Source organism: Mesorhizobium sp. M6A.T.Cr.TU.017.01.1.1, assembly GCF_004023115.1.
Taxonomy (GTDB): Bacteria; Pseudomonadota; Alphaproteobacteria; order Rhizobiales; family Rhizobiaceae; genus Mesorhizobium; species Mesorhizobium mediterraneum.
In genome coordinates this window covers 63,644-87,339 of the sequence record NZ_RZTA01000012.1, presented here as the reverse complement: position 1 = coordinate 87,339, position 23,696 = coordinate 63,644, and the positions used below count along the sequence as shown (strand labels likewise).

Here is a 23,696-nt window from a genome sequence, read left to right as displayed (position 1 = left end):
CCTACATGCCGAAGGCGTCGTCGCGCGGCAGCGGCATGCTGATCGCCAAGGCAGGCGGCGGCAATCCGATCACCGCGCTGGCAAAAGTGTTCCTGCCCAAGCGCGATGCGCCGACGCCGGACAGCAGGCCGGACGACGACGTCATTGCCTCCCTTGTTGAGGAAAGCGAGCCGGTCGTCGAAGAAACCACCCCCGTCGTTGAGACCAGGAAGGTCAAGACAGTGGCCGTGGCCACGGCGGACGATGTGGCGACCGCACGGGTCGCAGCAGCCTACGCCGAACCCGCGGCGGTCGACCCCGTCAACACGGCATCGGTGCCGTCCGGCTGGGCAGTCCAGGTCGCCTCTTCGCCAAAACAGTCCGAAGCTCAGGCTCTCCTGGACGAGACTAGCAAGCAGGCGCCTTCGATCCTCGCCGATGCCACAGGTTTCACCGTCGCCTTCGAAAAGGACGGCGTCACCTACTACCGCGCCCGGTTCGGCTTTGGTTCGAAGACTGCCGCCTGGAAAGCCTGCAACGCCCTGAAGAAAAAGAAAATCGAGTGCTACGCCGTCCAGCAGTAGACGACGTCGAAAACATCTCCCGGAAAAATTCTGCGTCGAAGGAGAACTAGTTGTGATTGGAGAGCAAGACGTCCTTGGCTTCATTGATCCGCGCCGCCAGAAAAGACGTGCCGCCGATATCGGGGTGCAGGCGCTGCATCAGGCGGCGGTGCGCCTTGCGGACATCCGCCGCGGCGGCCCCCGCTTCAAGACCAAGGATCTTGTAGGCCTCCTCCTTAGTCATGGCGCCCGAACCTGGCGAAACACCCAGCCCTTCGCCACCATTCGCCTCAGCGTCTTTGCGCCAGATGGGAAATCTGCCGTCAAGATACGTCTCTAGCAGCTGGCGGCTCTCCGGGTCGCCGGGGAGTTCGCGATAAAGCTGCTGCAATTCCGCAAGGCTCATGGTGCCGAGCATCTTGCCTTCATGCCGGCCGGCAAGCACCAGCCCCTCCAGACTGCCGGTATCGTGATCAAGCTCCATCTCAAGTGCCGCGGTACGCACCGTCGAATGCTTGCCCGGCTCCAGTTTCGCCGTCGGCCGCTTCATCCGCATGGAGCCATACCAGGCGAGCGCCGCCGACAGGATCAAGCCGCCGATGCCTTCGCGTCCGACCAGGAGCACGGCGACGCCGATCAGCGCCAACAGGACGGGCCCAAGCGTCCTCATTCCGCTGGCGAGTTTGGCAGGGTCGGCGCGGAGAAAGACCGTGACCACGCCGAGCAGCACCAAAAGCAACGCCACGAATGCGATAATCGCGCCCATCATTTCCTGCCGCCCCGCAGATGCTCGATCATCAGCCGGTCTTCCGCCCTGCCCCTGGCCTCCAGTGCCTTCAGCCCGCCGGTCGCAAACACGGCGACCGCCGAGAGCAGGCTGGCCAAGGTTGCGCCAGCCCGTCGATCAAATCGGAACCAAGCTCCTTTGGACAGCCGCGCAATTTCCTTGAACGCCTTTTCTGCGCCGGAATCATGGCCCTCCTGAAAGACGAAGACAGGAACGCCGTGCAGGCCCAGGCTGCCGGCCTTTTCCGCCAGATCGTCTATATTTTCTTCCATCGCATCGCCGATATAGACCAACGCGTTGACCTTGGCCGCAGCAGTCTGTTTCAGCGTATGGGCGAGGACCTTGCCGATCTGGGTGTGTCCGCTGCGGCAATCGATCCTCGTCATCAACTGTTTCAGCGCCTCCGTATCGCTGACGAATGCGGATGAGCGGCACTCGCCAAGGCCCCGAAAATAGACCAGTTGAACCTTGAGCGCTCCGGCCTTGCCGACCGCGTCGAACATCTCGCCCTGCAGCGCACAGGCGAGATCCCAGGTCGGCTGACGGCTCATCGTCGCGTCGAGTGACAGAATGAGCCTGCCAGAACCGGTCGCGGATGCTGCGAGCGTTTTTGCCTGACGGATAAAGGCGTCGATCTCGCCGGTGCTCGATTGGGGCTCGACCGGCGCAGGATTGGCCTTGGCGGGCACGGGCTGCTTCTTGTCGCTCATGACATTCAAGATGTGGCGTTGTCGCACAGCTTGCAAGCCCAGATGAGGCGACCTGGAGGGCCAGCGGCAGCTTTGAATTTGGGCCTTCCTAGAGAAGGCCGAGATCGGCAAGCTCGCGCCTGAGTTTCGGCGGCATCTCGACCAGCCCCGCTTTGCCCTTACCGAGATCGGCCGGTGCGTCCGACGGTTTCAGGTAGCGCCAGCCTTGAAAGGCCCGGCGCGGCTGCCAGTCGGTGCGCACGACCACAGGATCGAGCATCAGGTGACAGCGGCCAATGCCGTCATCATCGGTGAAAGGGCGGATTTCGGTGATCAACTGGCGGCACTGCACATTGCCCTTGATCACCCAGTAGAGGGAACCGCCATCGGTGACCTCGGCGCCGCGCGTCGGCATCATGCGTGTGGTGTGGTAATGCTCGGCCGGCTCGCCGGCGCGCCGCCGTTCGTCGAGGCGGAAGGCGATCCACTCTTCGAGATCTTCGACGCTGTCGCAGCCGACACAGAGCTTTATGATATTGAGAGACATGGATTAAGGTTTAGTCCTGCGCGCGAAGGCGTCAACGGCCTGGTCGACTTTCTCCACAGTGCCAATCCACGGTGCAAGGTTGGCTCAGCACTCCACGATATTGACGGCCAGTCCGCCGAGGCTGGTTTCCTTGTATTTCTCGTTCATGTCGAGGCCGGTCTGGCGCATGGTCTCGATCGCGGCATCAAGCGGCACGAAATGAACGCCGTCGCCCTTGATGGCCAGCGACGCGGCAGTCACCGCCTTGACGGCACCGAGCGCATTGCGCTCGATGCAAGGCACCTGCACCAGTCCGCCAACCGGATCGCAGGTCATGCCGAGATGATGTTCGAGCGCGATCTCGGCGGCGTTCTCGACCTGCTCCGGCGTGCCGCCCATGACGGCGCACAGCCCCGCCGCCGCCATCGCCGAGGCCGAACCGACCTCGCCCTGGCAGCCGACTTCGGCGCCTGAGATCGAAGCGTTGGTCTTGATGATGCCGCCGATCGCCGCCGCGGTCAGCAGGAAATCGCGGATACTTGGTTGGTCGGCCTCGGGATGGAAATGCAGCCAGTAGCGCAGCACCGCGGGCAGCGTGCCTGCAGCACCATTGGTCGGCGCGGTGACGACGCGCCCGCCGGCGGCGTTCTCCTCGTTCACCGCCATGGCATAGATCGACAGCCAGTCATTCGCGAGCAGCGGGTTGGGCCGGTTCTGCCGCCACTGCTCTTGCAGCTTGTCATGCAATTGCCGCGCGCGTCGGCGCACCTTCAGTCCGCCCGGCATGATGCCGTCCTGCGACAGGCCGCGTTCGATGCAGCTCTTCATGGCGCTCCAGATGCCGTCAAGACCGGCGTCGAGCTCCTCGCGCGACATCTGCGTCTCTTCGTTGACGCGCTTCATGTCGGCGATGGAAAGGCCGCTTTTCGCAGCCATCGACAGCATCTCGACGGCATTCTTGAAGGGGTATGGAACCTTCTTGCCTTCCGTCGTCACCGAGCCCTTCGCCTTCATACGCTGCAGCTCCTCCTCCGAAACCACGAAGCCGCCGCCGATCGAATAATAGATACGCTTGAGCAGCAGCCGGTCGTCGGCATCATAGGCGGAGAAAGCCATGCCGTTGGCATGGCCGGAAAGCGGCGTCTTGCGATCCAGCACCAGATCCGTTGCCGGGTCGAAGCGGTAGGAGGGATGGCCGGGCGGTGAAATCCGCTTCTCGGCAGCGATGCTGGCGACGATTCCATCCGCCTGATCGGGGTCCACCGTCTGGGGCGTCTGGCCGGCAAGGCCGAGCACAACGGCACGGTCGGAACCATGGCCGATGCCGGTATAGGCGAGCGAGCCGTGCAGGCTGGCGGCGATGCGGTCGACCCGGGCGCCGGCCGGGCGCGGCCAGTCATCTCCCGCGATCTCGTCGAGGAAACGCCGCGCAGCCGTCATCGGTCCCATCGTGTGCGAACTCGATGGTCCAATACCGATCTTGAACAGGTCGAAAACCGAAAGGAACACGCGCCGCTCTCTCCTATTGGAATTTACATATAGGAATTCCTGTGATGTTTCCGCTCTTTCGAAGATCGCGGCGCTGCACCTTCCGACCTTGTTTGCTCCGGCAGCGACATCGTTGCGCTCCGCCATCGAAGCGGCACCACCGCTTGTGGTAAAAGGTCGCATGGGCGATTCCTTCCATTTGTCGACGGCAGACCTCGTGGCGCTGGCCTTCTTCCTTTTCGTATGGGTGCTGCATACGCTCGCCTCCGACGGAAAGCTGGTCAGCCGCATGTCGCTGACGACGGCGATGAACGTGCAGCGTGAAGCCTGGATGCGGACCATGGCCGAACGCGAGATTCGCATTGTCGACACCGCCATCATGGCAGGTCTTCAACAGGGAACCGCCTTTTTCGCCTCCAGCTCGCTGATTGCGATCGGCGGCTGTTTCGCCCTGCTCGGTGCCTCCGATCAGGTTGTTTCGGTGCTGAGCAACCTGCCGCTCGGCGCGACATCATCCCGCTCCGCCTTTCAGATGAAGGTGTTCGGATTGGTGCTGATCCTGGCCTATTCCTTCTTCAAGTTCGGCTGGGCCTACCGGCTGTTCAACTACTGCTCGATTCTGATCGGCGCGGTGCCGATCCCGCATGGCGAAGCCTCACGCAACCCGATCAGCGAGACGGCGGTATGGCGGGCGGCGCGCATGAACATGCTGGCCGGAAAACACTTCAATTCCGGCATGCGCGGTGTGTTCTTCTCGATCGGCTATCTCGGCTGGTTCGTCGATCCAAGTGTGTTCGTGCTGTCGACGCTGTTGTTGCTGGCGGTTCTGGTACGTCGCCAGTTCTTCTCAGCGGCGCGGCAAGCCGTGATCGGTCAGCCGCCCGAGCCGACACCAGGTCCGGGGAAAAGCCGATCGATGCGGCCCGACAGCCAATAGGTGACGAGCCCTATCCATTCACGGACCGCCGTGGTGGTGACCTCCAACCCGTTGTAAGGGGGAAGCGTGGCTATGTTTTCCTTACCGGAGGTCATGTAGTCGACCGGCCACGCAACGGTCGGAAAACCTGCTTTGTCGAACAGCGCCGTGGCCCGCGGCATGTGGAAGGCCGAGGTCACCAGCAGCCAGGTCTCGCCCGGTTTCGCCGTCACCAATTCCCTGGTGAAGATTGCGTTCTCGTAGGTGTTGCGGGATTTGTTCTCTAGGACCAGCCGATCGGCCGTCACGCCAAGCGCAGTGAGCAGGCGCGGGCCTGTGTCCGCATCGCCCTCACCTGCGGTCATCATCTCAACGGTGCCGCCGGAGATGACGATTTTCGCAGTCGGAAAACGCCGTGCCAGTACGGCCGCCTCGACGATCCGGTCGCCAGCGCCATTGATTTCATAGCCGCCACGCACGGCATTGATGGGGCTCTCCAGACCGCCGCCCAGCACAATGATACCATCAACCTTTTCCGGCAGCGGCGGCTTGGGGAAGCGATCTTCCAGCGGACTGATCATTATTGCGCCGAGCTCCGTCCATGTCGAAAGCGCAAGAATGAGAACGGCAAGGACGGTGCCGGCGGTCGCCCATCGCCGCCGTCCGAACATCGCCGCCACCAGCCCCGCCAGCAACAGGAAGATTGCAAAATTCAACGGCTGGACAAAGAACCAGAGCAATTTGGAAAGATAGAAGAACATCCCTCACCCCCACATCGGCCCAAATCGGAATCGATTCTCGGAAAGCACGATGCGCAGATTCAACGTGCTAGAGCGTACTTTGTGCGTCCAAGTGGACGCACGTCGCTCTAATGCATACCGCTCCATAAGCACGTGGCGCTTTTAGAGTAACAACATGCATAAACCAGGACCAAAGCGCCCCGCATCATTCAAATGCGATGCCTAAGGGACGACACTACCACCACTTTTCCGGCTGGAACGTACCCGCCGCCTGTTCGATGACGTGGGCGGTCTGGAACAAGGTTTCCTCATCGAAGGGCCGGCCGATGAGCTGCAGGCCGAGCGGCAGGCCCTTGGCGTCAAGCCCTGCGGGCACGGCGATACCCGGCAGTCCGGCCATGTTCACCGTCACCGTAAAGATGTCATTGAGGTACATTTTGACTGGGTCGGCGGCCATGTCCTCGTCGGCGATGCCAAAAGCCGCCGACGGCGTCGCCGGCGTCAGGATGACGTCGACGCCCGCCGCGAATGCATTTTCGAAATCCCGCTTGATGAGGTTCCGCACCTTCTGCGCCTGCAGATAGTAGGCATCGTAGTAGCCGGCGGAGAGCACATAAGTGCCGATCATGATGCGGCGCTTGACCTCGCGGCCGAAGCCGGCGGCGCGGGTCCTCTCGTACATGTCGACGATGTCCTTGCCCGGCACCCGCAACCCGTAGCGGACGCCGTCATAGCGGGCGAGGTTCGACGAGGCTTCGGCAGGCGCAACGATGTAATAGGCCGGCAGCGCATATTTCGTATGCGGGAGCGAAATGTCGACGATCTCGGCGCCGGCATCTTTCAGCCAGGCAATACCCTTCTGCCACAGCGCCTCGATCTCCTCGGGCATGCCGTCGACGCGGTATTCCCTGGGGATGCCGATCTTCATGCCCTTGATCGGCTTGCCGATCGCCGCCTCGTAATCCGGCACCGGCCGGTCGACCGAGGTGGTGTCCTTCGGATCGACCGAGGCCATGGATTTCAAGAGGATCGCGGCATCACGCACATCGCGGGCGATCGGTCCGGCCTGGTCGAGCGACGAAGCGAAGGCGACGATGCCCCAGCGCGAGCAGCGGCCGTAGGTCGGCTTGATGCCGACCGTGCCGGTGAAGGCGGCGGGCTGGCGGATCGAGCCGCCGGTGTCGGTGGCCGTGGCGCCGGCACATAGAAACGCGGAGACAGCCGAGGCCGAGCCGCCTGACGAACCGCCCGGCACCAGCTGGGCGTTGTCCAGCGTGCGCGCGGTCCTGGTGCCGCCGGCCGAGACGAAACCGCCATCGCCCTGATGCGTGGTCGGCATCACCACCGTATCGAGCCGCGAACGCCGCCACGGATTGACCACGGGGCCGTAATAGGAGGTCTCGTTGGACGAGCCCATGGCGAACTCGTCCATGTTGAGCTTGCCGAGCATCACGGCGCCGTCGGCCCACAGATTGGCGGTGACGGTCGATTCGTAGTGCGGCTTGAACCCATCCAGCACATGGCTGCAGGCCTGGGTGTGAATGCCTTCGGTGCCGAACAGGTCCTTGATCCCGAGCGGAATGCCTTCGAGCGACCCGCCCTCGCCCTTCGCCAGCTTGGCGTCCGAGGCCCTGGCCATGTCGCGCGCCTTGTCGTCGGTGACGACGACATAGGCGTTGAGCGCCGGATTGGCCCGCTCGATCGCCTGGAGATAGGCTTCGGTGATCTCGGTTGCGGTGATTTCCTTGGCGCGCAGCTTGGCGCGGGCCTGCGAAATCGTGAGTTGCGTCAGGTCGCTCATCAGGCAAGGCTCTTTTCGTAAAACACCGACCACTCGGTATCGGGATAGTCCAGCACCGGGCCGCAGCGCGAGAATCCGGCGCGTTCATAAACGGTCCACGCAGCCGGATGGCGGTCGCCCGTTTCCAGCACCAGACGCTTCAGCCCTTCATTGCGCGCCAACGCCTCGACCCGCTCGACGATCCTGGCGCCGATCTTCTGTCCACGATGCGACGGCCGCGTGTACATGCGCTTGACCTCGCCGATGGTGCCATCGTGGCGCTTGAGCGCGCCGCAGCCGATGGCAAGGCCGTTGTCACGGGCGATGAAGACAGTCGTGTCGTTGTCGGCCATCTGTTCGACGGTCATGTGGTAGCAGTGCTCCGGCGGCGTCAATTCCAGCAGCGTGGCGTTGAGCTCCTTAACCAGCCCGCGCACATCGTCCTGCAGCGGCGTCTTGATGGCGATCTCGATTGCCATCGGCCCGCTACTCCACGACCTTCGGAACGAGGAAGAAATTCTCTTCGGTCGCCGGCGCGTTGGCGACGATGTCGGCCGCCTTGCTGCCGTCGGTGACGACGTCCTGGCGCTTCTTCATCTCCATCGGGGTGACCGAAGTCATTGGCTCGACGCCGGAAACGTCGACCTCGTTCAGCTGCTCGACAAAGCCCAGAATGGCATTCAACTCACCGGTCATGCGCTCGGCATCCTCCTCGCTCACCGCAATGCGGGCGAGACGCGCGACGCGCTTCACAGTCTGAAGATCAACGGACATATTTGTTTGTGCCTCGGGAAAACCAGTCCGCGCTATAGCGGCGCGGCGCGTGCCGCGCAACATGCATCGTGCCGAGAACCGGGCCCATAGGTCTATGGCAGGGCCACGCCGTCGCAGAGGAAATAGCTGCCGCTGTTGCTGCCCCCTTCGCTTTCGTCTTCCGCAGGCCGGACCGAAACCAGATCGACCTGCTTCGCGTTCATTTGCGTTACGGAGAGAACGTCCGGAAAGACGTGGCCGGGCTCCTGGCATATGGCTGTCACCGCCCAGCTCGGCGAGAGCGTCGCCTTGGTGATCTGAAGGAACTCGCAATCGTATTCGACGCTTTGCAGGCCACGCGCCGAGAGCACAATGTTGCCAGCGTCGATCAGCGACTGCAGTGTGTCCTTCCTGGCCTGCGCACAAAGATCCTCGGACTGGAGATAGACGCCTTCGATGAAGTCCTCCGCGGCGGACGCCGGGGAAGCCACAGAAACAGAAATGAAAAGAAAGCCCCTCAAAACCATGTTTTCACTCCATTTTGACGCCTTATACCTAGCGTCTTCCTACAAGCTAATCGTCTCGCCGATCTTCGGCAATGCCACTTTCACGTCCGATCCATCCATCCCCGCCACGAACTTTTCGGCAGTCTGATCGATGATCGGGAACGTGCCGAAGTGACTGGGGATGACAGTCTCGAACTGAAAGAAGCGCCGGCAGGCAAGGGCTGCTACCGCGCCACCCATGGTGAAGCGGTCACCGACCGGCACGATCCCGATCTTCGGCTCGTGCAACTCGTTGATCAGCGCCATGTCCGAAAAGATGTCGGTGTCGCCCATGTGATAGAGCGTCTTGTCTTCCGGGAAATGCAGAACGAGCCCGCCCGGATTGCCGAGGTAGGTGTTCTGGCCATTGTCGCGTGGAAACGACGATGAATGAGCGCCTGGACGAAGGTGGTGGTGAAACCGCCGCAATCCACGGTGCCGCCGATATTGCCGGGATTGATCTTCTTGTCGCTGGCGCCCTGGCCGACCAGATACATGCAAAGCTCGAAATTGGCGACCAGCATGGCGCCGCTTTTCCCAAGCACTTCCAGCGCACCGCTGATGTGGTCGCTATGGCCGTGGGTCAAAAGGACATGCGTGACCCCTTCCGCCGGTCCTTCCCAGCCGCCCGTCCATGACGGATTGCCGACCAGATAGGGATCGATGAGGATTTTCGCGTCGGCGGTTTCGACGCAAAATGCGGAATGTCCGTACCAGGTCAGTTTCATGAATGCTTTCCTCGATTTTTGCTTCGGCAAAGGATAGAACGCCGGCACTAAAATTAAAGTCCCACAGCGTCCTTTGCGACGTGTAATCCAAGGAAAGCCGTTGAGCATCATCACCATCGAAGAGTTGCCGGCGCGGCTCAGCGGCGGCAAGACGCTGGCCGGGCTCGACCTCGGCGACAAGACCATTGGCGTGGCGGTTTCCGACCGGGGCTTTGCCTTCGCCCATCCGCGCCCCGTCATCATGCGCAGGAAATTCTCGCTGGATGCAGCTGTGCTGCTCGCCTTGCTGCAGAAAGAGAATGTCGGCGCCGTGGTGCTCGGCCTGCCGATCAACATGGACGGGTCAGAAGGTCCGCGTGCCCAGAAATCCCGCGCCTTCGCCCGCAACATGGCTGGTATGACGGACCTGCCCTTCGTTTTATGGGACGAGCGACTGTCGACGGTGGCGGCTGAGCGGACATTGATCGAGATGGATTTTTCGCGCCGCAAACGCGCCGGCAAGATCGATTCGGCCGCGGCAGCGTTTATCCTGCAGGGCGTTCTCGACCGGCTTCAGGCGCTCGGCGTCGATGCCTGGTCGAAATAACGGTCGCGCATTATCCTGATCCAGCCACCGATCACCCGGCGGCGGCGAAACGCCCAAAACGCCATCAGCAGCAGACTGTCGAGGATGCAGGCCTTTGCCACCATGCCAGGAATGAGCGCCGGATCAATGCCAAGCATTTCCCCATAGAGCTGGAAAACCAGGTCATGCAATTGGCGGCTCAGCATGACATAGCCGAAATTGATGTCGTTGAGCGACAGGAAGAACCAGCCCCAGAACAGAGCGAGCGGTGCCGCCCATAGCGCGAACAAGGTGCGCATCAGCGGCCATCCCTCAAGTTCGTGTCCGGCCTCAAGTTTGTGTCCGGCCGGCCGGAAATGCGCGAAAGCGCCGAGTTGTGCGCCGCCGCCTTCGCCATCACATGCGCTGCGGCACGGATTTCGCCGGTGCCCGGATCCGCTGCGGCAAAAGCCGACCGCCGCTCTGCGAGCATGGCGACATAGGAAGCCAGCAATGCCGCCAGCTGCACCGCGACGACCATGAACAGCCCGTTGATGCCTTGCGCGGCGCCGCCGACCACGATCAGCGACAGCACGCCGGAAGCGGAGATGAAGGCGACCCGCACAACGCTGTCGGTGGCGTCCGGATTTGTCGGGACGCTGAATAGAGACTCGACAAAAGCCCAGCAGAACAGCACCGCGACGACAAGCAGCGCCACGGCAAGCGGCGCCACCACGATGGCATTTTCGAGGTCGACGAAGCGGGTGTCCTGGACGGCAACGCCGAGCACGCCAAGCGCTGCAGCAACACCGCGATTTCCGTCGATGCAGATGAACGCCAGCAGGGCGAAAACGACCGCCCAGTGCAAGGCCAGAAAGGAGCTCAATATGTGCCGCATGGCGTTCCTGCTTCAGTAAACAGGACAGTGGGCTTTGCGGCTTGCGACCGCAATGGAAACCATTTGTTAAGGTTAACGGCTTTCCACAGAGCGGCGATCGACGAGGAAAATCCGTCCCCGAAGCCTTCTCAGGTGACCGGCGGATAGAGCGTGTCGATGATCATGCGCGCGTCATGGCGCGAATCGAGCATGCCATAGGTGTTGCGCCACTGGCCGGCGAGGCGCGTCTCGACGAAGGCGTCGGCGATCCGCCCTGCCCCCAGCCTGCGAAGCTCCGCCGCTGCCGCCGACAGTGCCAGTTGTTCGGTGAGCAGACGAGCCGAGCCCTCATCGGTTGCCGCGACCTGCATTGCCGCCTTGAGCACACCGACGGTGCCGCGTCCGCCGGCGCCGAGATCGCGGTCGATGCCGGCCAGCACCTCCTCGAACAGGCCGGGCGCACGCCCCAGCACGCGCAGCACGTCGAGCGCCATGACGTTGCCGGACCCCTCCCAGATCGCGTTGACCGGAGCTTCGCGATAGTAGCGGGCGAGCGGCCCCTCCTCGACATAGCCGTTGCCGCCGAGGCACTCCATCGCTTCATAGAGCAGCGGCGGCGCGATCTTGCAAACCCAGTATTTGACGACCGGCGTCATGGCGCGCGCGAAGGCCGCCTCGCCACGGTCGCCGGCCGCCTCGTCGAAGGAGCGCGCCAGCCGGAACGACAGTGCGGTGGCGGCAGCAACGTCGAGCGCCATGTCGGCCAGCACGCGCTGCATCAGCGGCTGCTCGATCAGATTGGTCCCAAACACCTGGCGGTGACGGGCGTGGTGGACGGCCTCGGCCAGCCCGGCACGCATGATCGCCGACGAGGCGATCGCGCAGTCGAGCCGGGTCAGCGTCACCATGTCCATGATCGTCTTCACACCCGCCCCGGGCTCGCCGATCATCTCGCCGATGGCGTTGACGAACTCCACTTCCGACGAGGCGTTGGAGCGGTTGCCGAGCTTGTCCTTCAGCCGCTGGAAGCGGAAGCCGTTGCCCGAACCATCGCCGAGAATACGAGGAACGAGGAAGCACGAAAGCCCTTCCGGCGCCTGTCCAAGTACCAGGAATGCATCCGACATCGGCGCCGACATGAACCATTTGTGGCCGGTCAGCCGATAGAAGCCGCTGCCGGCGCGCTCGGCCCGGGTGACGTTGGCGCGGACGTCGGTGCCGCCTTGCTTCTCGGTCATGCCCATGCCGAGCGTCAGCCCGGCCTTTTCGACCGGCGGCTTCTGGCTCTGGTCGTATTTGCGTGTCGTCACGCGCGGCGCCCATTCGCGAAACAGCTTCGGGCTTGCCATCAGCGCTGCCAGCGATGCGCTGGTCATGGTGATGGGACAGAGATGCCCGGTTTCGAGCTCGGCCGTCAGGTAGAAACGGGCGGCGCGCACCTGATGACGGCGGCCGATCTCGGCGTCGCCATTTTCCCATACCGACGAATGCAGCCCGTTCGCCACCGACCGGCGCATCAGCGCATGATAGGCTGGATGGAACTCGACCAGGTCGATGCGCCGGCCCTGCCGGTCATGGGTTCTGAGCTTCGGCGTCTCGACATTGGCGAGGCGGGCCAGCTCCTGCGCCTCCTGCGTCAGCACGAAACGGCCGAGCCCATCGAGATCCTTGCGCACCGGATCGGAAAAACGCTCGGCAAGCTGGATCAGCAACGGATCGCCCCGCCAGGCGTTGCCGCCTGCCAGCGGCGGCGGCTGGTTCGTCACGTCGTCGGTCACGCCCAATCCTTCTATCGGCAGAAAGGCCTTATCATCACAAGGCCACGAATCCGAAGCCATCAGCTAGATATAGCCCAAGCCGCGCAACGCGCGCGACGAAAATACCGGGGAGAAAGGCCGCAATCCAAAGCTGGTGCTTGCAGCCAAAGGTCCTCCACCCTATAGCAGCGCCTTGAGATGACCGACGCTTCGTCCCTGCCACTCTATCCCCACCGCCATCTTCTGGGCATCCGCGATCTTTCCCCCGCCGACATCGAGCTTTTGCTGGACCGGGCGGACCGAGCGGTCGCGATCTCGCGGCAGTCGGAGAAGAAGACCTCGACGCTGCGCGGCCGCACCCAGATCAACCTTTTCTACGAAGCGTCGACCCGCACGCAATCATCGTTCGAGCTGGCGGGAAAACGGCTCGGCGCCGACGTCATGAACATGTCGGTGGCCAGTTCTTCGGTGAAGAAGGGCGAGACGCTGATCGACACGGCGATGACGCTGAATGCCATGCGCCCAGACATACTGATCATCCGCCACCAGTCGGCCGGGGCTGCGGCGCTGCTGGCGCAAAAGGTCGGCTGCTCGGTGATCAATGCCGGCGACGGCGCCCATGAGCATCCGACGCAGGCGCTGCTCGACGCGCTGACCATCCGCCGCGCCAGGGGTCCGCTGTCGAAGCTGATCGTGGCGATCTGCGGCGATATCCTGCATTCGCGCGTGGCGCGCTCCAACATCATGCTGCTCAACGCGCTCGGCGCCCAGGTCCGCGTCGTGGCGCCGTCGACGCTTCTGCCCGCCGGCATCGAGAAAATGGGCGTGATCGTCACTCGTTCGATGGCCGAAGGGCTCAAGGACGCGGATGTGGTGATGATGCTGCGCCTGCAGCGCGAGCGGATGGAAGGCGCCTTCGTGCCTTCGGTGCGGGAATATTTCCGCTATTTCGGCCTCGATGCCGAGAAGCTGAAGGCGGCCAAGGACGGCGCTCTGGTCATGCATCCCGGCCCCATGAACCGCGGCGTCGAGATCGCCTCGGAAATCGCCGACGGTCCGCAGAGCGTCATCCAGGAACAGGTGGAGATGGGCGTTGCCGTGCGCATGGCGGTGATGGAAGCGCTGCTCGATCCTCGCCGCAATCGCGAGGTTGCATGATGAGCACGACGGTCTTCAGCCAGGCCCGCATCGTCGACCCATCGCGCGGCATCGATGAGGTCGGCACGGTCATTGTCGAAGGCCGCAAGATCGTCGCTGCCGGCAAGGCCGCCTTGAACCAGGGCGCTCCGCAAGACGCTACGGTCATCGACTGCGCCGGCAAGGCTGTTATCCCCGGCCTGATCGATGCGTGCGTCTTCATCGGCGAGCCCGGCGGCGAGCACCGCGAAACCATCGCCTCGGCCAGCGTCGCTGCGGCCGCCGGCGGCGTCACTTCCATCGTCATGATGCCCGACACCGACCCAGTGATCGACAATGTCGCGCTGGTCGAATTCGTGCTGCGTACCGCCAAGGACACGGCCATCGTCAACATTTTTCCGGCTGCGGCGATCACCAAGGGCCTCGAAGGCCGCGAGATGACCGAATTCGGCCTGCTGCGCGAGGCCGGCGCGGTCGCCTTCACCGACGGACGGCACACCATATCAAGCGCGCTGGTGATGCGCCGCGCGCTGACTTACGCGCGCGATTTCGGCGGCGTGATCGCCCATGAAACCCAAGACGCCGACCTCGCTTCGTCCGGCGTCATGAATGAAGGCCTCTATGCCAGCTGGCTCGGCCTTGCCGGCATCCCGCGCGAGGCCGAGTCCATTCCGCTGGAGCGCGATCTGGCGTTGGCGCGGCTGACCGGCGGCGCCTATCACGCGGCCAAGATTTCGACGGCGATGGCGGCAAACGCGGTAACGCGGGCGAAAGCCGACGGCGCGAATGTCACATCAGGCGTCTCAATCCACAACCTGTCGCTCAACGAGAACGATGTCGGCGAATACCGCACCTTCTTCCGGCTGACGCCGCCGCTGCGCGCCGAGGAAGACCGGCTGGCGATGATCGAGGCGGTCAAGGACGGCACGATCGACCTCATCGTCTCCTCGCATGACCCGCAGGACGTCGATACCAAGCGCCTGCCCTTTGCCGATGCCGCGGCCGGCGCCATCGGGCTCGAAACGCTGCTGGGCGCGGCGCTGCGGCTCTATCACAATGGCGACGTGACACTACTTAGATTGATTGAGACCTTGTCCACCGCGCCGGCAAGGCTGTTCGGCCTGCCCGGCGGCACGCTGAAGCCGGGCACTGTCGCCGATCTTGCGCTGATCGATCTCGACGAACCGTGGATCGTCAGCGAAAGCGGAATCCGTTCACGCTCGAAAAACACCTGTTTCGAAGGCGCGCGGCTGCAGGGCAAGGTCTTGCAAACAATGGTGGCGGGCCGCACAGTGTTTTCAGCCTAGGGAGTGTCGATATTCAGGTGATGCCGGCCTGCGAACGGCGGTTTTCTGCGCTTCCGGTACTCACGTACCCAAAAGTACGCTGCGTTCCGGTTCTCGGAAACCACCATTCTCGACTCGGCCTGACCTGAATCTCGACACTCCCTAAAGCCGGCAGTTGGAGTTCAGGGGGAACAATGGCTTACGACATCGTCTTGGCGCTGGTGTTCGGCTATCTGCTTGGCTCGATCCCTTTCGGGCTTCTGATCACCCGCGCCGCCGGCCTTGGCGACGTCCGCAACATCGGCTCCGGCAATATCGGCGCTACCAATGTGCTGCGCACCGGCAACAAGGGCCTGGCCGCCGCCACGCTGTTGCTCGACGCGCTGAAAGGCACGGCGGCTGTGCTGATCGCCGGTCACTTTGCACCGGAGCTCGGGCCTTGGGCCGGCCTTGGCGCCTTTCTCGGCCATCTCTTTCCGGTCTGGCTCGGCTTCAAGGGCGGCAAGGGTGTCGCCACCTATCTCGGCGTGCTGATCGCCCTTGCCTGGCAGGTGGCGCTGATCTTCGCCGTCGTCTGGCTGGCCGTTGCTTTCCTATTCCGTTTCTCCTCGCTGGCGGCGCTGACGGCAGCAGTCGTCGTGCCGATCGCGCTCTATGTCCTCAGCACGCCTGAGATTGCCGGGCTGTTCGCGCTGATGAGCCTGATCGTCATCATAAAACACCGGGCCAATATCGCGCGGCTGCTGGCCGGCACCGAGGGCAAGATCGGGACCAAAGAGTGAGCCAGCGCGCCGCCGGGCCGCGGCTCAGCGACAGGCAGCGGTTGAGCTGGCTTCGTTTGATCCGCACGCCGAATGTCGGCCCGGCCACCTTTCGCGACCTGATCAACCGCTTCGGCTCGGCCGAGACGGCGCTCGAGATGCTGCCCGAGCTGATGATTTCGGGCGGCGCCAGAAAGATCGTCCGCATCCCGTCGATTGCCGAGGCCGAGGCGGAGCTGGAAGCAGCCCGCCGGGCCGGCGCCCGCTTCATCGGGATTGGCGAGGCCGACTATCCGCCGCTGATGAAAAGCATGGACCATCCGCCGCCGCTGCTCGCGGTCAAGGGCGAAGGCGCGGTGTTCCGGCTGCCGGCAATCGCCATCGTCGGCGCCCGCAACGCTTCGCTGGCCGGCATCAAGATGGCGCGAACGCTCGCCGCCGAACTCGGCCGCGACGGCTACGGCATCGTCTCCGGCCTGGCGCGCGGCATCGACACGGCAGCACATCAAGGCAGCCTTGCGTCAGGCACGATCGGTGTGCTGGCCGGCGGCCTCGACCTGCCCTACCCGCCTGAGAATGCCGGACTATGCAACGAGATTGCCGAGCGCGGCGGCGCCATCATTTCGGAGATGCCGTTCGGCTGGCGGCCACGCGCCCAGGATTTTCCGCGCCGCAACCGCCTTGTCGCCGGCGCAGCATTGGGGCTGGTCGTGGTCGAGGCGGCGCACCGCTCCGGCTCGCTGATCAGCGCCAGGCTTGCCGGCGAGATGGGCCGGCTGGTCTTTGCCGTCCCCGGCTCGCCGCTCGATCCGCGCGCCGCCGGCACCAACGCCTTGCTCAAGGACGGCGCCACCCTGGTCACCGAGGCATCGGACGTTACCAGTGCGATCGCGCCGCTGGTCGGCGCACTGGCACCAAGGACGGCTCCACTTGGCGAGCCGCCCGACTTTTCGGCAACGCCACCGCCCGGCGAGGACGACCGCGCCCGCGTCGTCGAAGCCCTCGGCCCGACGCCCGTAGCGATCGACGAGATCATCCGCCACACCGGCCTGCATCCCGCTCAGGTTTTCATGGTGCTGCTGGAACTCGACCTCGCCGGCCGCCTGGAGCGCCACGCCGGCGGGAACGTGTCGCTGGTTTTTGTGGATATTTAGCAGGGTCGGTAGCCGGAAGCATCGCGTGATTGCGAGAAAATGTTCTCGCATGGCCTCGCATTTTCTCGCACGTTCCGGCGCTGTTCCAGACGCTAAAGCGCTAACTTACTGATTTCTCGCACGAAACAATGGTGAGCGCGCAGGGATTCGAACCCTGGACCTACTGATTAAAAGTCAGTTGCTCTACCGGCTGAGCTACGCGCTCCCGCGGGCTCAGAATGCCGCCCTCGAAATTGCGCGGAACATAGGGAGAGTGCCTCGACCGGTCAACCGGAAAAAGAGGGCGCGCAAGTCGGGCTTTTCCACGCACTTGCAGCGCCTCGCACATCGCGTCAGCAAAGGGCGGAACGGCCTTTGACAGACAAGCCCAATACCGGCTTTTCGTCGAGGCCGAGCAGGAGAGAGAACGTTACAGATCAGCAGCTTGCTACTTTGACGGAACAATTGCGCAGCCTGCCCGTTTTTGTCGCTACAAGGGACGACGCTTTCAAGGAGAAGATCATGAACAGGATCATGTCGGGCCTGCTGGCGACCGCGTTGTCAGCGTCATTCGCTGTAGCGGAGATCGTGCCCGTCAACGCCCAGCCCACCTACGTGCCGCTTGGTCAGAACGTTTCGTCGGATGTCCAGACTGTCGACCACAGGCGGTGGAGGCGTAGTTTCAACCGCGATCGCGATTTTTCCCGCCGCGATTTTCGTCGTGGTTTCGCGCGTGACGACGGCAGGTATTGGCGCGGCCATCGCGGTTATCGCTATTATCGTCGCGGCTATCGCCGTCACGGCGACTTCTGGTTCCCGTTGGCTGCCTTTGCGACCGGCGCGCTGATCACCGGTGCGATCGTCAACCAGAACCGCCGCGTCTATCGAGGCGATTCGCACGTGGAGTGGTGCTACAGCCGCTACAGATCTTACCGGGCATATGACAACACGTACCAGCCTTACTATGGCCCGCGCCGGCAGTGCATCTCGCCCTATTGATAAAGCTCGGGCGGAGCTGAGTAAGAGTTATTGAAGAGCCTGCGCCGGCAACGGCGCGGGCTTCCGTGGTGACATCTTGCTCGAAGAACTTATTGCACGCTCAGCGTCCTGCGCACAGCATCGCGCCAGCCCGCCAGCTTGGCGGAACGGGCGGACGCATTCATCTCCGGCTTGAACCGCCGCTCGAGCGCCCAGCTCTTGGCGAAGTCTCTCGCCTTCGGCCAGACGCCCGCCTTAGAGCCGGCCAGCCATGCCGCGCCGAGCGCCGTCGTCTCCAGGATCGTCGGGCGGTCTACCGGCGCATCGAGGATGTCGGCAAGCCGCTGCATGGTCCAGTCCGAGGCCACCATGCCACCATCGACCCTGAGAACGGTCTTTACTGACGCGCCCTTCCAGTCCTTGCGCATCGCGTCGAGCAGGTCGCGGGTCTGGAAAGCCACAGATTCCAGTGCGGCGCGGGCAAATTCCGCCGGGCCCGAATTGCGGGTCAGCCCGAAGATGGCGCCGCGCGCTTCGGCATCCCAGTGCGGCGCGCCAAGGCCGACAAAAGCCGGCACCAGATAGACTTCCTGCGTCGGGTCGGCGCCCGCCGCCAGCATGCCGCTCTGCTCCGCCTTGCCGATCACCTTGATGCCGTCGCGCAGCCACTGCACGGCTGCACCGGCGATGAAGATCGACCCTTCCAGAGCATAAGTGGTCTTTCCGTTCAGCCTGTAGGCAATGGTCGTCAACAACCGGTTCTTCGAGCGCACCAGATCGCTTCCGGTGTTGAGCAGCGCGAAGCACCCCGTGCCATAGGTGGATTTCATCATGCCCGGCTCGAAACAGGCCTGGCCGATGGCCGCTGCGTGCTGATCGCCAGCCACGCCGAGGATTTTTATCTCTGCGCCGAACAGGCTTTCCTCTGTGATTCCATAGTCGTCAGCGCAATCCTTCACCTGCGGCAGCATTTTTGCCGGTATGCCGAGAATCGCCAGAAGCTCGTCGTCCCAGGTATTCTTTTCGATGTTGTAGACCAGCGTGCGCGAGGCATTGGTGGCGTCGGTGGCGTGAACCTTGCCGCCGGTCAGCCGCCAGATCAGAAAGCTGTCGATCGTGCCGGCCAGCAATTCGCCCTTCTCGGCACGTTTTCTGGCACCCTTCACCTTGTCCAGCATCCAGGCGATCTTGGTGCCGGAGAAGTAGGGATCGAGCAGCAAGCCGGTCTTTCTGGTGAACTTCTTCTCCAGCCCCTGCTTCTTCAATTTCTGGCACAGCGGCGCGGTGCGGCGATCCTGCCAGACAATCGCGTTGTGGATCGGCTTGCCGGTCGCCCTGTCCCAGATGACGACGGTCTCGCGCTGGTTGGTGATGCCGATCGCCGCGACATCCGACGCATGGCGGCCGGCGCTCTTCAGCGCAGCCTTCACCGTCGCCACGACGCTCGACCAGATCTCCTCGGGATCATGCTCGACCCAGCCGGAGGCCGGATAATGCTGGGTGAATTCCTTCTGCCCGCTGCCCACCATCTTCATCTCACGGTCGAACAGGATCGCCCGGCTCGATGTCGTTCCCTGGTCGATTGCAAGGATAAAGCTGTTCATTTCCATTCCCCTCGGCGCAAACAGGGGAGACGGCAAGATGCCGCCTCCCCCGATTGTCGCGATGCGGGCGCGAACGCCCGGATCGATGCTCAGTTGCTCCAGCTCTTGACCAGCTCGTCGTAGTTGATGGTCTGCGCCTTATCCTTCTCCGGCTCGATCTTCAGCTGCGGCGCGAGATTGCCCTTGGCGACGGCATCGGCGTTCCACTCTTCGAGGGTCTTTTCCTCGGCGAGTTTCGGTCCGATGTCGCCCTGCACGCCGGCGCGCTCAAGGCGCTCAAGCACCTTTTCCTGCTCGGCGCAGAGCGAGTCCATCGCCTCCTGCGGGGTTTTGGCACCCGACGAAGCATCGCCGATCGCCTGCCACCAGAGCTGTGCCAGCTTCGGATAGTCAGGAACGTTCGTACCCGTCGGCGACCACTGGACGCGGGCCGGCGAGCGGTAGAACTCGATCAGGCCGCCGAGCTTCGGGGCGCGGTCCGTGAAGCTCTTGTGCTGGATCGTGCTCTCGCGGATCAGCGTCAGGCCAACGTGGCTTTTCTTCACGTCGACTGTCTTCGAGGTGACGAACTGCGCGTAGAGCCAGGCTGCCTTGGCGCGATCGTCAGGCGTCGACTTGAGAAGCGTCCAGGAACCCACGTCCTGGTAGCCGAGCTTCATGCCGTCCTTCCAGTAGACGCCGTGCGGCGACGGAGCGAAGCGCCATTTCGGCGTACCGTCCTCGTTCACGACGGGAAGGCCGTCCTTCACCATGTCGGCGGTGAAGGCCGTGTACATGAACATCTGCTGGGCAATTTCGCCCTGCGCCGGTACCGGTCCGGATTCCGAGAAGGTCATGCCCTGGGCCGCGGCCGGAGCGTAGGCCTTCATCCAGTCGAGATATTTCTGGATGGCGTAGACCGACGCCGGACCGTTGGTGTCGCCGCCCCGAGCCACGCAGGAGCCGACAGGCCGCGACTTCTCGTCGACCTTGATGCCCCATTCGTCGACCGGAAGACCGTTCGGCAGTCCCTTGTCGCCATTGCCGGCCATCGAAAGCCAGGCATCGGTGAAGCGCCAGCCGAGCGAAGGGTCCTTCTTGCCGTAGTCCATGTGGCCGTAGACCTTCTTGCCGTCGATCTCGCGGCCGGTGAAGAATTCGGCGATATCCTCATAGGCTGACCAGTTGACCGGCACGCCGAGGTCGTAGCCGTACTTCGCTTTGAAGTCCGCCTTGTTCTTCTCGTCGTTGAACCAGTCGTAGCGGAACCAGTAGAGGTTCGCGAACTGCTGGTCGGGCAGCTGATAAAGATCGCCGTCCGGAGCCGTCGTGAACTTGGTGCCGATGAAGTCTGCGAGGTCGAGGTTCGGGTTGGTGACGTCCTTGCCCTCGTTCGCCATCCAGTCGGTCAGGCTGCGCGCCTGCTGGTAGCGCCAATGGGTGCCGATCAGGTCGGAGTCGTTGACATAGGCGTCGTAGACGTTTTCGCCCGACTGCATCTGCGTTTGCAGCTTCTCGACGACATCGCCTTCGCCGATCAGATCATGGGTGATCTTGATGCCCGTAATGTCGGCGAACGCCTTGGCCAGCGTCTTCGATTCATACTCGTGCGTCGTGATGGTTTCCGAGACGACCTTGATGTCCATGCCCGCAAAGGGTTTTGCAGCATCGATGAACCATTGCATCTCGGCTTCCTGGGCAGCGCGATCGAGCGTCGACATGTCCTTGATCTCGGCGTCGAGAAACGCCTTGGCTTCGTCCATCCCGGCATAGGCATTGCCTGCCCCGAGCAATAGGACAAGCGCTGTCGTTGATGTCAAAAATTGCCGTCTCATGTGTTTCCTCCACTGTTTCAGTTTCAAGTGCGATCGGAGCAGCCGCCGGCACGCGGCCGCTCCAACAGTTTCCCCCTCTATACGTAGCGGAACACGCCAATGGCGTAGACCACGGAGAGAGCGAGAGCCCACCACAGGTTGGGTCCGACAAGACCCAGCCAAGCGAGATGGATAAAGGCGCTGCCAAGCAGCGATAGGAAGAGACGGTCGCCGCGCGTCGTCTCGAACCGCAGCACGCCAACCCGCGGATTGCCGCCCGGCGAGGCGTATTCCCAGATCGCCATGCCGCAGAGCAGCACCAGGATCGTGATGAAAAAGATCGCCGTCGGTAGCGTCCATGCCATCCAGGTAAGGTTCATGGTCATACCCTCCCCAAGGCAAAGCCTTTGGCGATGGTGTTGCGTATGAACTCTTGCGTTCGTTTCATCACACCCTCCCCAGGGCAAAGCCTTTGGCGATGTAGTTGCGGACGAACCAGATCACGAGCGCGCCTGGAAGGATGGTGAGCACGCCGGCGGCGGCCAGAACGCCCCAGTCGAGGCCCGAGGCCGAGACCGTGCGCGTCATGATCGCGGCGATCGGCTTGGCGGCGGTCGTGGTCAACGTTCGTGCGATCAGCAGCTCGACCCACGAGAACATGAAGCAGAAGAAGCAGGCCACGCCTACACCGCTCGCGATCAGCGGCATGAATATCCTGAGGAAGAAACGCGGGAAGGAATAGCCGTCAATATAGGCGGTCTCGTCGATTTCCTTCGGCACGCCCGACATGAAGCCTTCGAGAATCCAGACCGCCAGCGGGACGTTGAATAGGCAGTGCGCCAGCGCCACCGCGATATGCGTGTCGATCAGGCCAAATGCCGAATAAAGCTGGAAGAACGGCAGCGCGAACACCGCCGGTGGCGCCATGCGGTTGGTCAGGAGCCAGAAAAACAGGTGCTTGTCGCCAAGGAAGCGGTAGCGCGAGAAGGCATAGGCTGCCGGAAGCGCCACGGCGACGGAAATCACCGTGTTCATAACCACATAGATGATCGAGTTGATGTAACCCTTGTACCAGGACGGGTCGGTAAAGATCACCATGTAATTGGCGATCGTCGGGTTCCTCGGCCACAGCGAGAAGGCGCCGAGTATCTCCTGGTTGGTCTTGAAGCTCATATTGACCAGCCAGTAGATCGGCAGCATCAGGAAGATGATGTAGATGGTCGGCACCAGCCACCAGAACCGCGACTCCTCGCCCCGTCGCCGCATCTTGCGGGCCAGCGTGGCGTTCGCTATCTGCGCTTCCGCGCTAGCGGGGGTTTGCCGCATCAGCGTTCGTCCGTCGGCCGTGCTTTCCTCGAGTCGCGCCATCTCACTGCTCCGCGTCGTAGGCTGTCATGACGGTGTAGAACACCCAGGACAGGAGCATGATGATCAAGAAATAGACGATCGACATGGCCGCTGCCTCACCGAGGTTGAACTCTCCGATGGCCAGCTTCACCAGATCGATCGACAGGAAAGTGGTGGTGTTGCCGGGCCCGCCGCCGGTGACGACGAACGGCTCGGTGTAGATCATGAAACTATCCATGAAGCGCAGCAGAACCGCGATCAGCAGCACGCGGTTCATCTTAGGCAGCTGGATATAGCGGAAGATCGCCCAGCGCGACGCACCGTCGATCTTCGCCGCCTGGTAATAGGCGTCGGGGATCGAGACCAATCCCGCGTAGCAGAGCAAGACCACGAGGCTCGTCCAGTGCCAGACGTCCATGACGATAACGGTGATCCAGGCGTCGAACGGGTCGTTGACATAGTTGTAGTTGAAGCCGAGCGCCCGCAGCGTATATCCGAGCAGGCCGATATCGACGCGGCCGAACACTTGCCAGATCGTGCCGACGACGTTCCAAGGAATGAGCAGCGGCAGCGCCATCAGCACCAGGCAGACCGGAACGCCCCAGCCCTTCTTCGGCATGTTGAGCGCAATGAAGATGCCGAGCGGAATCTCGATGATCAGGATGATGGCCGAGAAGGCCAGGTTGCGGGCCATCGCTTCCCAAAAACGGTCGGAATGCAGGATTTCCTCGAACCATTCCGAGCCCGCCCAGAAGAAGACGTTGTTGCCGAAAGTGTCCTGCACCGAATAATTCACGACCGTCATCAGCGGGATGATCGCCGAGAAAGCCACCAGCAAGAGCACCGGCAGCACCATGAACCAGGCCTTGTTGTTCCAGGTCCTTTCCATGCTCAGCCTCCCATCTCGACGCGCCAGGAATCGGCATAGATGTTGATGCCGGCCGGGTCGAAAGCGATCTTCGGATCGGCGGGGATGTACTCATTC

25 protein-coding genes, 1 tRNA gene and 1 pseudogene are annotated in these 23,696 nt (G+C 62.8%); 8 read left to right on the top strand and 19 right to left on the bottom strand.

Going from position 1 to position 23,696, the window contains the following annotated elements; all coding sequences use genetic code 11:
- Nucleotides 1-563 (top strand): SPOR domain-containing protein (locus EOB36_RS06245; RefSeq protein ID WP_164897461.1); only part of this gene is annotated, 563 nt, incomplete at its 5' end.
- A 46-nt stretch (nucleotides 564-609) separates the two neighbouring features.
- On the opposite strand, the gene EOB36_RS06240 is transcribed toward EOB36_RS06245, so the two are convergent.
- The 4 genes from EOB36_RS06240 to EOB36_RS06225 form a co-directional block, all read right to left on the bottom strand.
- On the bottom strand, nucleotides 610-1,311 hold the full coding sequence (locus EOB36_RS06240) for a DnaJ domain-containing protein (protein WP_206437517.1): 702 nt from the start codon (nucleotides 1,309-1,311) through the stop codon (nucleotides 610-612).
- Nucleotides 1,308-2,039 (bottom strand): hypothetical protein, encoded by a 732-nt coding sequence (locus EOB36_RS06235; RefSeq protein WP_095485268.1) that lies wholly within the window; start codon nucleotides 2,037-2,039, stop codon nucleotides 1,308-1,310. Before EOB36_RS06235 ends, EOB36_RS06240 begins: the two co-directional genes overlap by 4 nt.
- A gap of 88 nt (nucleotides 2,040-2,127) precedes the next feature.
- Nucleotides 2,128-2,565, bottom strand: a complete 438-nt coding sequence (locus EOB36_RS06230; protein WP_095485269.1) for a DUF1489 family protein — start codon at nucleotides 2,563-2,565, stop codon at nucleotides 2,128-2,130.
- Between the two features lie 84 nt (nucleotides 2,566-2,649).
- Nucleotides 2,650-4,053, bottom strand: coding sequence for an L-serine ammonia-lyase (locus tag EOB36_RS06225; protein WP_095485562.1), 1,404 nt, complete (start codon nucleotides 4,051-4,053; stop codon nucleotides 2,650-2,652).
- A 160-nt stretch (nucleotides 4,054-4,213) separates the two neighbouring features.
- Here EOB36_RS06225 and EOB36_RS06220 point away from each other — a divergent pair, with 160 nt between their 5' ends.
- On the top strand, nucleotides 4,214-4,969 hold the full coding sequence (locus EOB36_RS06220) for a DUF599 domain-containing protein (RefSeq protein ID WP_127205639.1): 756 nt from the start codon (nucleotides 4,214-4,216) through the stop codon (nucleotides 4,967-4,969).
- On the opposite strand, the gene EOB36_RS06215 is transcribed toward EOB36_RS06220, so the two are convergent.
- From EOB36_RS06215 to EOB36_RS06190, 6 genes and pseudogenes are all read right to left on the bottom strand, one after another.
- Nucleotides 4,906-5,709, bottom strand: coding sequence for a YdcF family protein (locus tag EOB36_RS06215; RefSeq protein ID WP_127205640.1), 804 nt, complete (start codon nucleotides 5,707-5,709; stop codon nucleotides 4,906-4,908). The two genes, EOB36_RS06220 and EOB36_RS06215, sit on opposite strands and share 64 nt — an antisense overlap.
- Before the next feature lie 214 nt (nucleotides 5,710-5,923).
- On the bottom strand, nucleotides 5,924-7,489 hold the full coding sequence (locus EOB36_RS06210; protein WP_127205641.1) for an amidase family protein: 1,566 nt from the start codon (nucleotides 7,487-7,489) through the stop codon (nucleotides 5,924-5,926).
- On the bottom strand, nucleotides 7,489-7,947 hold the full coding sequence (locus EOB36_RS06205) for a GNAT family N-acetyltransferase (protein WP_128284525.1): 459 nt from the start codon (nucleotides 7,945-7,947) through the stop codon (nucleotides 7,489-7,491). The genes EOB36_RS06210 and EOB36_RS06205 overlap by 1 nt, the downstream gene beginning before the upstream one ends.
- A 7-nt stretch (nucleotides 7,948-7,954) precedes the next feature.
- Nucleotides 7,955-8,242 carry an Asp-tRNA(Asn)/Glu-tRNA(Gln) amidotransferase subunit GatC gene (gene gatC / locus EOB36_RS06200; RefSeq protein ID WP_095793007.1) on the bottom strand — a complete coding sequence of 96 codons (288 nt, stop codon included), beginning with the start codon at nucleotides 8,240-8,242 and terminating at the stop codon, nucleotides 7,955-7,957.
- 92 nt (nucleotides 8,243-8,334) lie between these two features.
- A complete protein-coding gene (locus tag EOB36_RS06195) occupies nucleotides 8,335-8,748 on the bottom strand; it encodes a hypothetical protein (RefSeq protein WP_127291660.1) in 414 nt (137 codons plus the stop codon).
- Between the two features lie 39 nt (nucleotides 8,749-8,787).
- Nucleotides 8,788-9,494 (bottom strand): annotated as a pseudogene (locus EOB36_RS06190) (metal-dependent hydrolase).
- A gap of 100 nt (nucleotides 9,495-9,594) precedes the next feature.
- Here EOB36_RS06190 and ruvX point away from each other — a divergent pair.
- Nucleotides 9,595-10,080, top strand: coding sequence for a Holliday junction resolvase RuvX (ruvX, locus tag EOB36_RS06185; RefSeq protein WP_095485277.1), 486 nt, complete (start codon nucleotides 9,595-9,597; stop codon nucleotides 10,078-10,080).
- Here the strand turns inward: ruvX and EOB36_RS06180 are convergent.
- The 3 genes from EOB36_RS06180 to EOB36_RS06170 form a co-directional block, all read right to left on the bottom strand.
- Entirely contained in the window at nucleotides 10,047-10,358 is a 312-nt protein-coding gene (locus EOB36_RS06180) for a DUF6105 family protein (RefSeq protein WP_077384057.1), read from the bottom strand. The genes ruvX and EOB36_RS06180 overlap by 34 nt on opposite strands.
- On the bottom strand, nucleotides 10,358-10,936 hold the full coding sequence (locus EOB36_RS06175; protein ID WP_095485278.1) for a hypothetical protein: 579 nt from the start codon (nucleotides 10,934-10,936) through the stop codon (nucleotides 10,358-10,360). The genes EOB36_RS06180 and EOB36_RS06175 overlap by 1 nt, the downstream gene beginning before the upstream one ends.
- A 128-nt stretch (nucleotides 10,937-11,064) precedes the next feature.
- Complete coding sequence (locus EOB36_RS06170; RefSeq protein ID WP_095485563.1) at nucleotides 11,065-12,693, bottom strand: DNA alkylation response protein; 1,629 nt, start codon at nucleotides 12,691-12,693, stop codon at nucleotides 11,065-11,067.
- 177 nt (nucleotides 12,694-12,870) lie between these two features.
- On the opposite strand from EOB36_RS06170, the gene EOB36_RS06165 reads away from it, so the two are divergent.
- From EOB36_RS06165 to dprA, 4 genes are all read left to right on the top strand, one after another.
- Nucleotides 12,871-13,830, top strand: coding sequence for an aspartate carbamoyltransferase catalytic subunit (locus EOB36_RS06165; protein ID WP_095485279.1), 960 nt, complete (start codon nucleotides 12,871-12,873; stop codon nucleotides 13,828-13,830).
- Nucleotides 13,830-15,116 carry a dihydroorotase gene (locus tag EOB36_RS06160; protein ID WP_095485280.1) on the top strand — a complete coding sequence of 429 codons (1,287 nt, stop codon included), beginning with the start codon at nucleotides 13,830-13,832 and terminating at the stop codon, nucleotides 15,114-15,116. Before EOB36_RS06165 ends, EOB36_RS06160 begins: the two co-directional genes overlap by 1 nt.
- A 173-nt stretch (nucleotides 15,117-15,289) precedes the next feature.
- Nucleotides 15,290-15,877, top strand: a complete 588-nt coding sequence (gene plsY, locus EOB36_RS06155) for a glycerol-3-phosphate 1-O-acyltransferase PlsY (protein WP_095485281.1) — start codon at nucleotides 15,290-15,292, stop codon at nucleotides 15,875-15,877.
- On the top strand, nucleotides 15,874-17,010 hold the full coding sequence (dprA, locus tag EOB36_RS06150; protein WP_128284524.1) for a DNA-processing protein DprA: 1,137 nt from the start codon (nucleotides 15,874-15,876) through the stop codon (nucleotides 17,008-17,010). Before plsY ends, dprA begins: the two co-directional genes overlap by 4 nt.
- Before the next feature lie 129 nt (nucleotides 17,011-17,139).
- On the opposite strand, the gene EOB36_RS06145 is transcribed toward dprA, so the two are convergent.
- Nucleotides 17,140-17,215: transfer RNA gene (locus EOB36_RS06145), tRNA-Lys, on the bottom strand.
- A 296-nt stretch (nucleotides 17,216-17,511) separates the two neighbouring features.
- On the opposite strand from EOB36_RS06145, the gene EOB36_RS06140 reads away from it, so the two are divergent.
- Nucleotides 17,512-17,988, top strand: a complete 477-nt coding sequence (locus EOB36_RS06140) for a BA14K family protein (RefSeq protein ID WP_095485564.1) — start codon at nucleotides 17,512-17,514, stop codon at nucleotides 17,986-17,988.
- 89 nt (nucleotides 17,989-18,077) lie between these two features.
- Here the strand turns inward: EOB36_RS06140 and glpK are convergent, their stop codons facing one another.
- From glpK to EOB36_RS06115, 5 genes are all read right to left on the bottom strand, one after another.
- On the bottom strand, nucleotides 18,078-19,571 hold the full coding sequence (glpK, locus tag EOB36_RS06135) for a glycerol kinase GlpK (RefSeq protein WP_095485565.1): 1,494 nt from the start codon (nucleotides 19,569-19,571) through the stop codon (nucleotides 18,078-18,080).
- An 89-nt stretch (nucleotides 19,572-19,660) separates the two neighbouring features.
- Nucleotides 19,661-21,385, bottom strand: coding sequence for an ABC transporter substrate-binding protein (locus tag EOB36_RS06130; protein WP_095485283.1), 1,725 nt, complete (start codon nucleotides 21,383-21,385; stop codon nucleotides 19,661-19,663).
- A gap of 77 nt (nucleotides 21,386-21,462) precedes the next feature.
- Complete coding sequence (locus EOB36_RS06125) at nucleotides 21,463-21,744, bottom strand: DUF2160 domain-containing protein (RefSeq protein WP_164547197.1); 282 nt, start codon at nucleotides 21,742-21,744, stop codon at nucleotides 21,463-21,465.
- Nucleotides 21,745-21,811: 67 nt separating this feature from the next.
- Nucleotides 21,812-22,732: a carbohydrate ABC transporter permease gene (locus tag EOB36_RS06120; protein ID WP_185928244.1), complete on the bottom strand. Its 921-nt coding sequence runs from the start codon at nucleotides 22,730-22,732 to the stop codon at nucleotides 21,812-21,814.
- Between the two features lies 1 nt (nucleotide 22,733).
- Nucleotides 22,734-23,600: a sugar ABC transporter permease gene (locus tag EOB36_RS06115; RefSeq protein ID WP_095485285.1), complete on the bottom strand. Its 867-nt coding sequence runs from the start codon at nucleotides 23,598-23,600 to the stop codon at nucleotides 22,734-22,736.
- Nucleotides 23,601-23,696: the final 96 nt, after the last annotated feature.

Excerpts from the sequence above, each read along its gene's own strand:
- EOB36_RS06240 (WP_206437517.1), bottom strand. The coding sequence starts at position 1,311 with ATGATGGGCGCGATTATCGCATTCGTGGCGTTGCTTTTGGTGCTGCTC.
- EOB36_RS06235 (WP_095485268.1), bottom strand. The coding sequence starts at position 2,039 with ATGAGCGACAAGAAGCAGCCCGTGCCCGCCAAGGCCAATCCTGCGCCG.
- EOB36_RS06230 (WP_095485269.1), bottom strand. The coding sequence starts at position 2,565 with ATGTCTCTCAATATCATAAAGCTCTGTGTCGGCTGCGACAGCGTCGAA.
- EOB36_RS06220 (WP_127205639.1), top strand. The coding sequence starts at position 4,214 with ATGGGCGATTCCTTCCATTTGTCGACGGCAGACCTCGTGGCGCTGGCC.
- EOB36_RS06215 (WP_127205640.1), bottom strand. The coding sequence starts at position 5,709 with ATGTTCTTCTATCTTTCCAAATTGCTCTGGTTCTTTGTCCAGCCGTTG.
- EOB36_RS06210 (WP_127205641.1), bottom strand. The coding sequence starts at position 7,489 with ATGAGCGACCTGACGCAACTCACGATTTCGCAGGCCCGCGCCAAGCTG.
- EOB36_RS06205 (WP_128284525.1), bottom strand. The coding sequence starts at position 7,947 with ATGGCAATCGAGATCGCCATCAAGACGCCGCTGCAGGACGATGTGCGC.
- gatC (WP_095793007.1), bottom strand. The coding sequence starts at position 8,242 with ATGTCCGTTGATCTTCAGACTGTGAAGCGCGTCGCGCGTCTCGCCCGC.
- EOB36_RS06195 (WP_127291660.1), bottom strand. The coding sequence starts at position 8,748 with ATGGTTTTGAGGGGCTTTCTTTTCATTTCTGTTTCTGTGGCTTCCCCG.
- EOB36_RS06180 (WP_077384057.1), bottom strand. The coding sequence starts at position 10,358 with ATGCGCACCTTGTTCGCGCTATGGGCGGCACCGCTCGCTCTGTTCTGG.
- EOB36_RS06175 (WP_095485278.1), bottom strand. The coding sequence starts at position 10,936 with ATGCGGCACATATTGAGCTCCTTTCTGGCCTTGCACTGGGCGGTCGTT.
- EOB36_RS06165 (WP_095485279.1), top strand. The coding sequence starts at position 12,871 with ATGACCGACGCTTCGTCCCTGCCACTCTATCCCCACCGCCATCTTCTG.
- EOB36_RS06160 (WP_095485280.1), top strand. The coding sequence starts at position 13,830 with ATGAGCACGACGGTCTTCAGCCAGGCCCGCATCGTCGACCCATCGCGC.
- plsY (WP_095485281.1), top strand. The coding sequence starts at position 15,290 with ATGGCTTACGACATCGTCTTGGCGCTGGTGTTCGGCTATCTGCTTGGC.
- EOB36_RS06140 (WP_095485564.1), top strand. The coding sequence starts at position 17,512 with ATGAACAGGATCATGTCGGGCCTGCTGGCGACCGCGTTGTCAGCGTCA.
- glpK (WP_095485565.1), bottom strand. The coding sequence starts at position 19,571 with ATGAACAGCTTTATCCTTGCAATCGACCAGGGAACGACATCGAGCCGG.
- EOB36_RS06130 (WP_095485283.1), bottom strand. The coding sequence starts at position 21,385 with ATGAGACGGCAATTTTTGACATCAACGACAGCGCTTGTCCTATTGCTC.
- EOB36_RS06125 (WP_164547197.1), bottom strand. The coding sequence starts at position 21,744 with ATGAACCTTACCTGGATGGCATGGACGCTACCGACGGCGATCTTTTTC.
- EOB36_RS06120 (WP_185928244.1), bottom strand. The coding sequence starts at position 22,732 with ATGGCGCGACTCGAGGAAAGCACGGCCGACGGACGAACGCTGATGCGG.
- EOB36_RS06115 (WP_095485285.1), bottom strand. The coding sequence starts at position 23,600 with ATGGAAAGGACCTGGAACAACAAGGCCTGGTTCATGGTGCTGCCGGTG.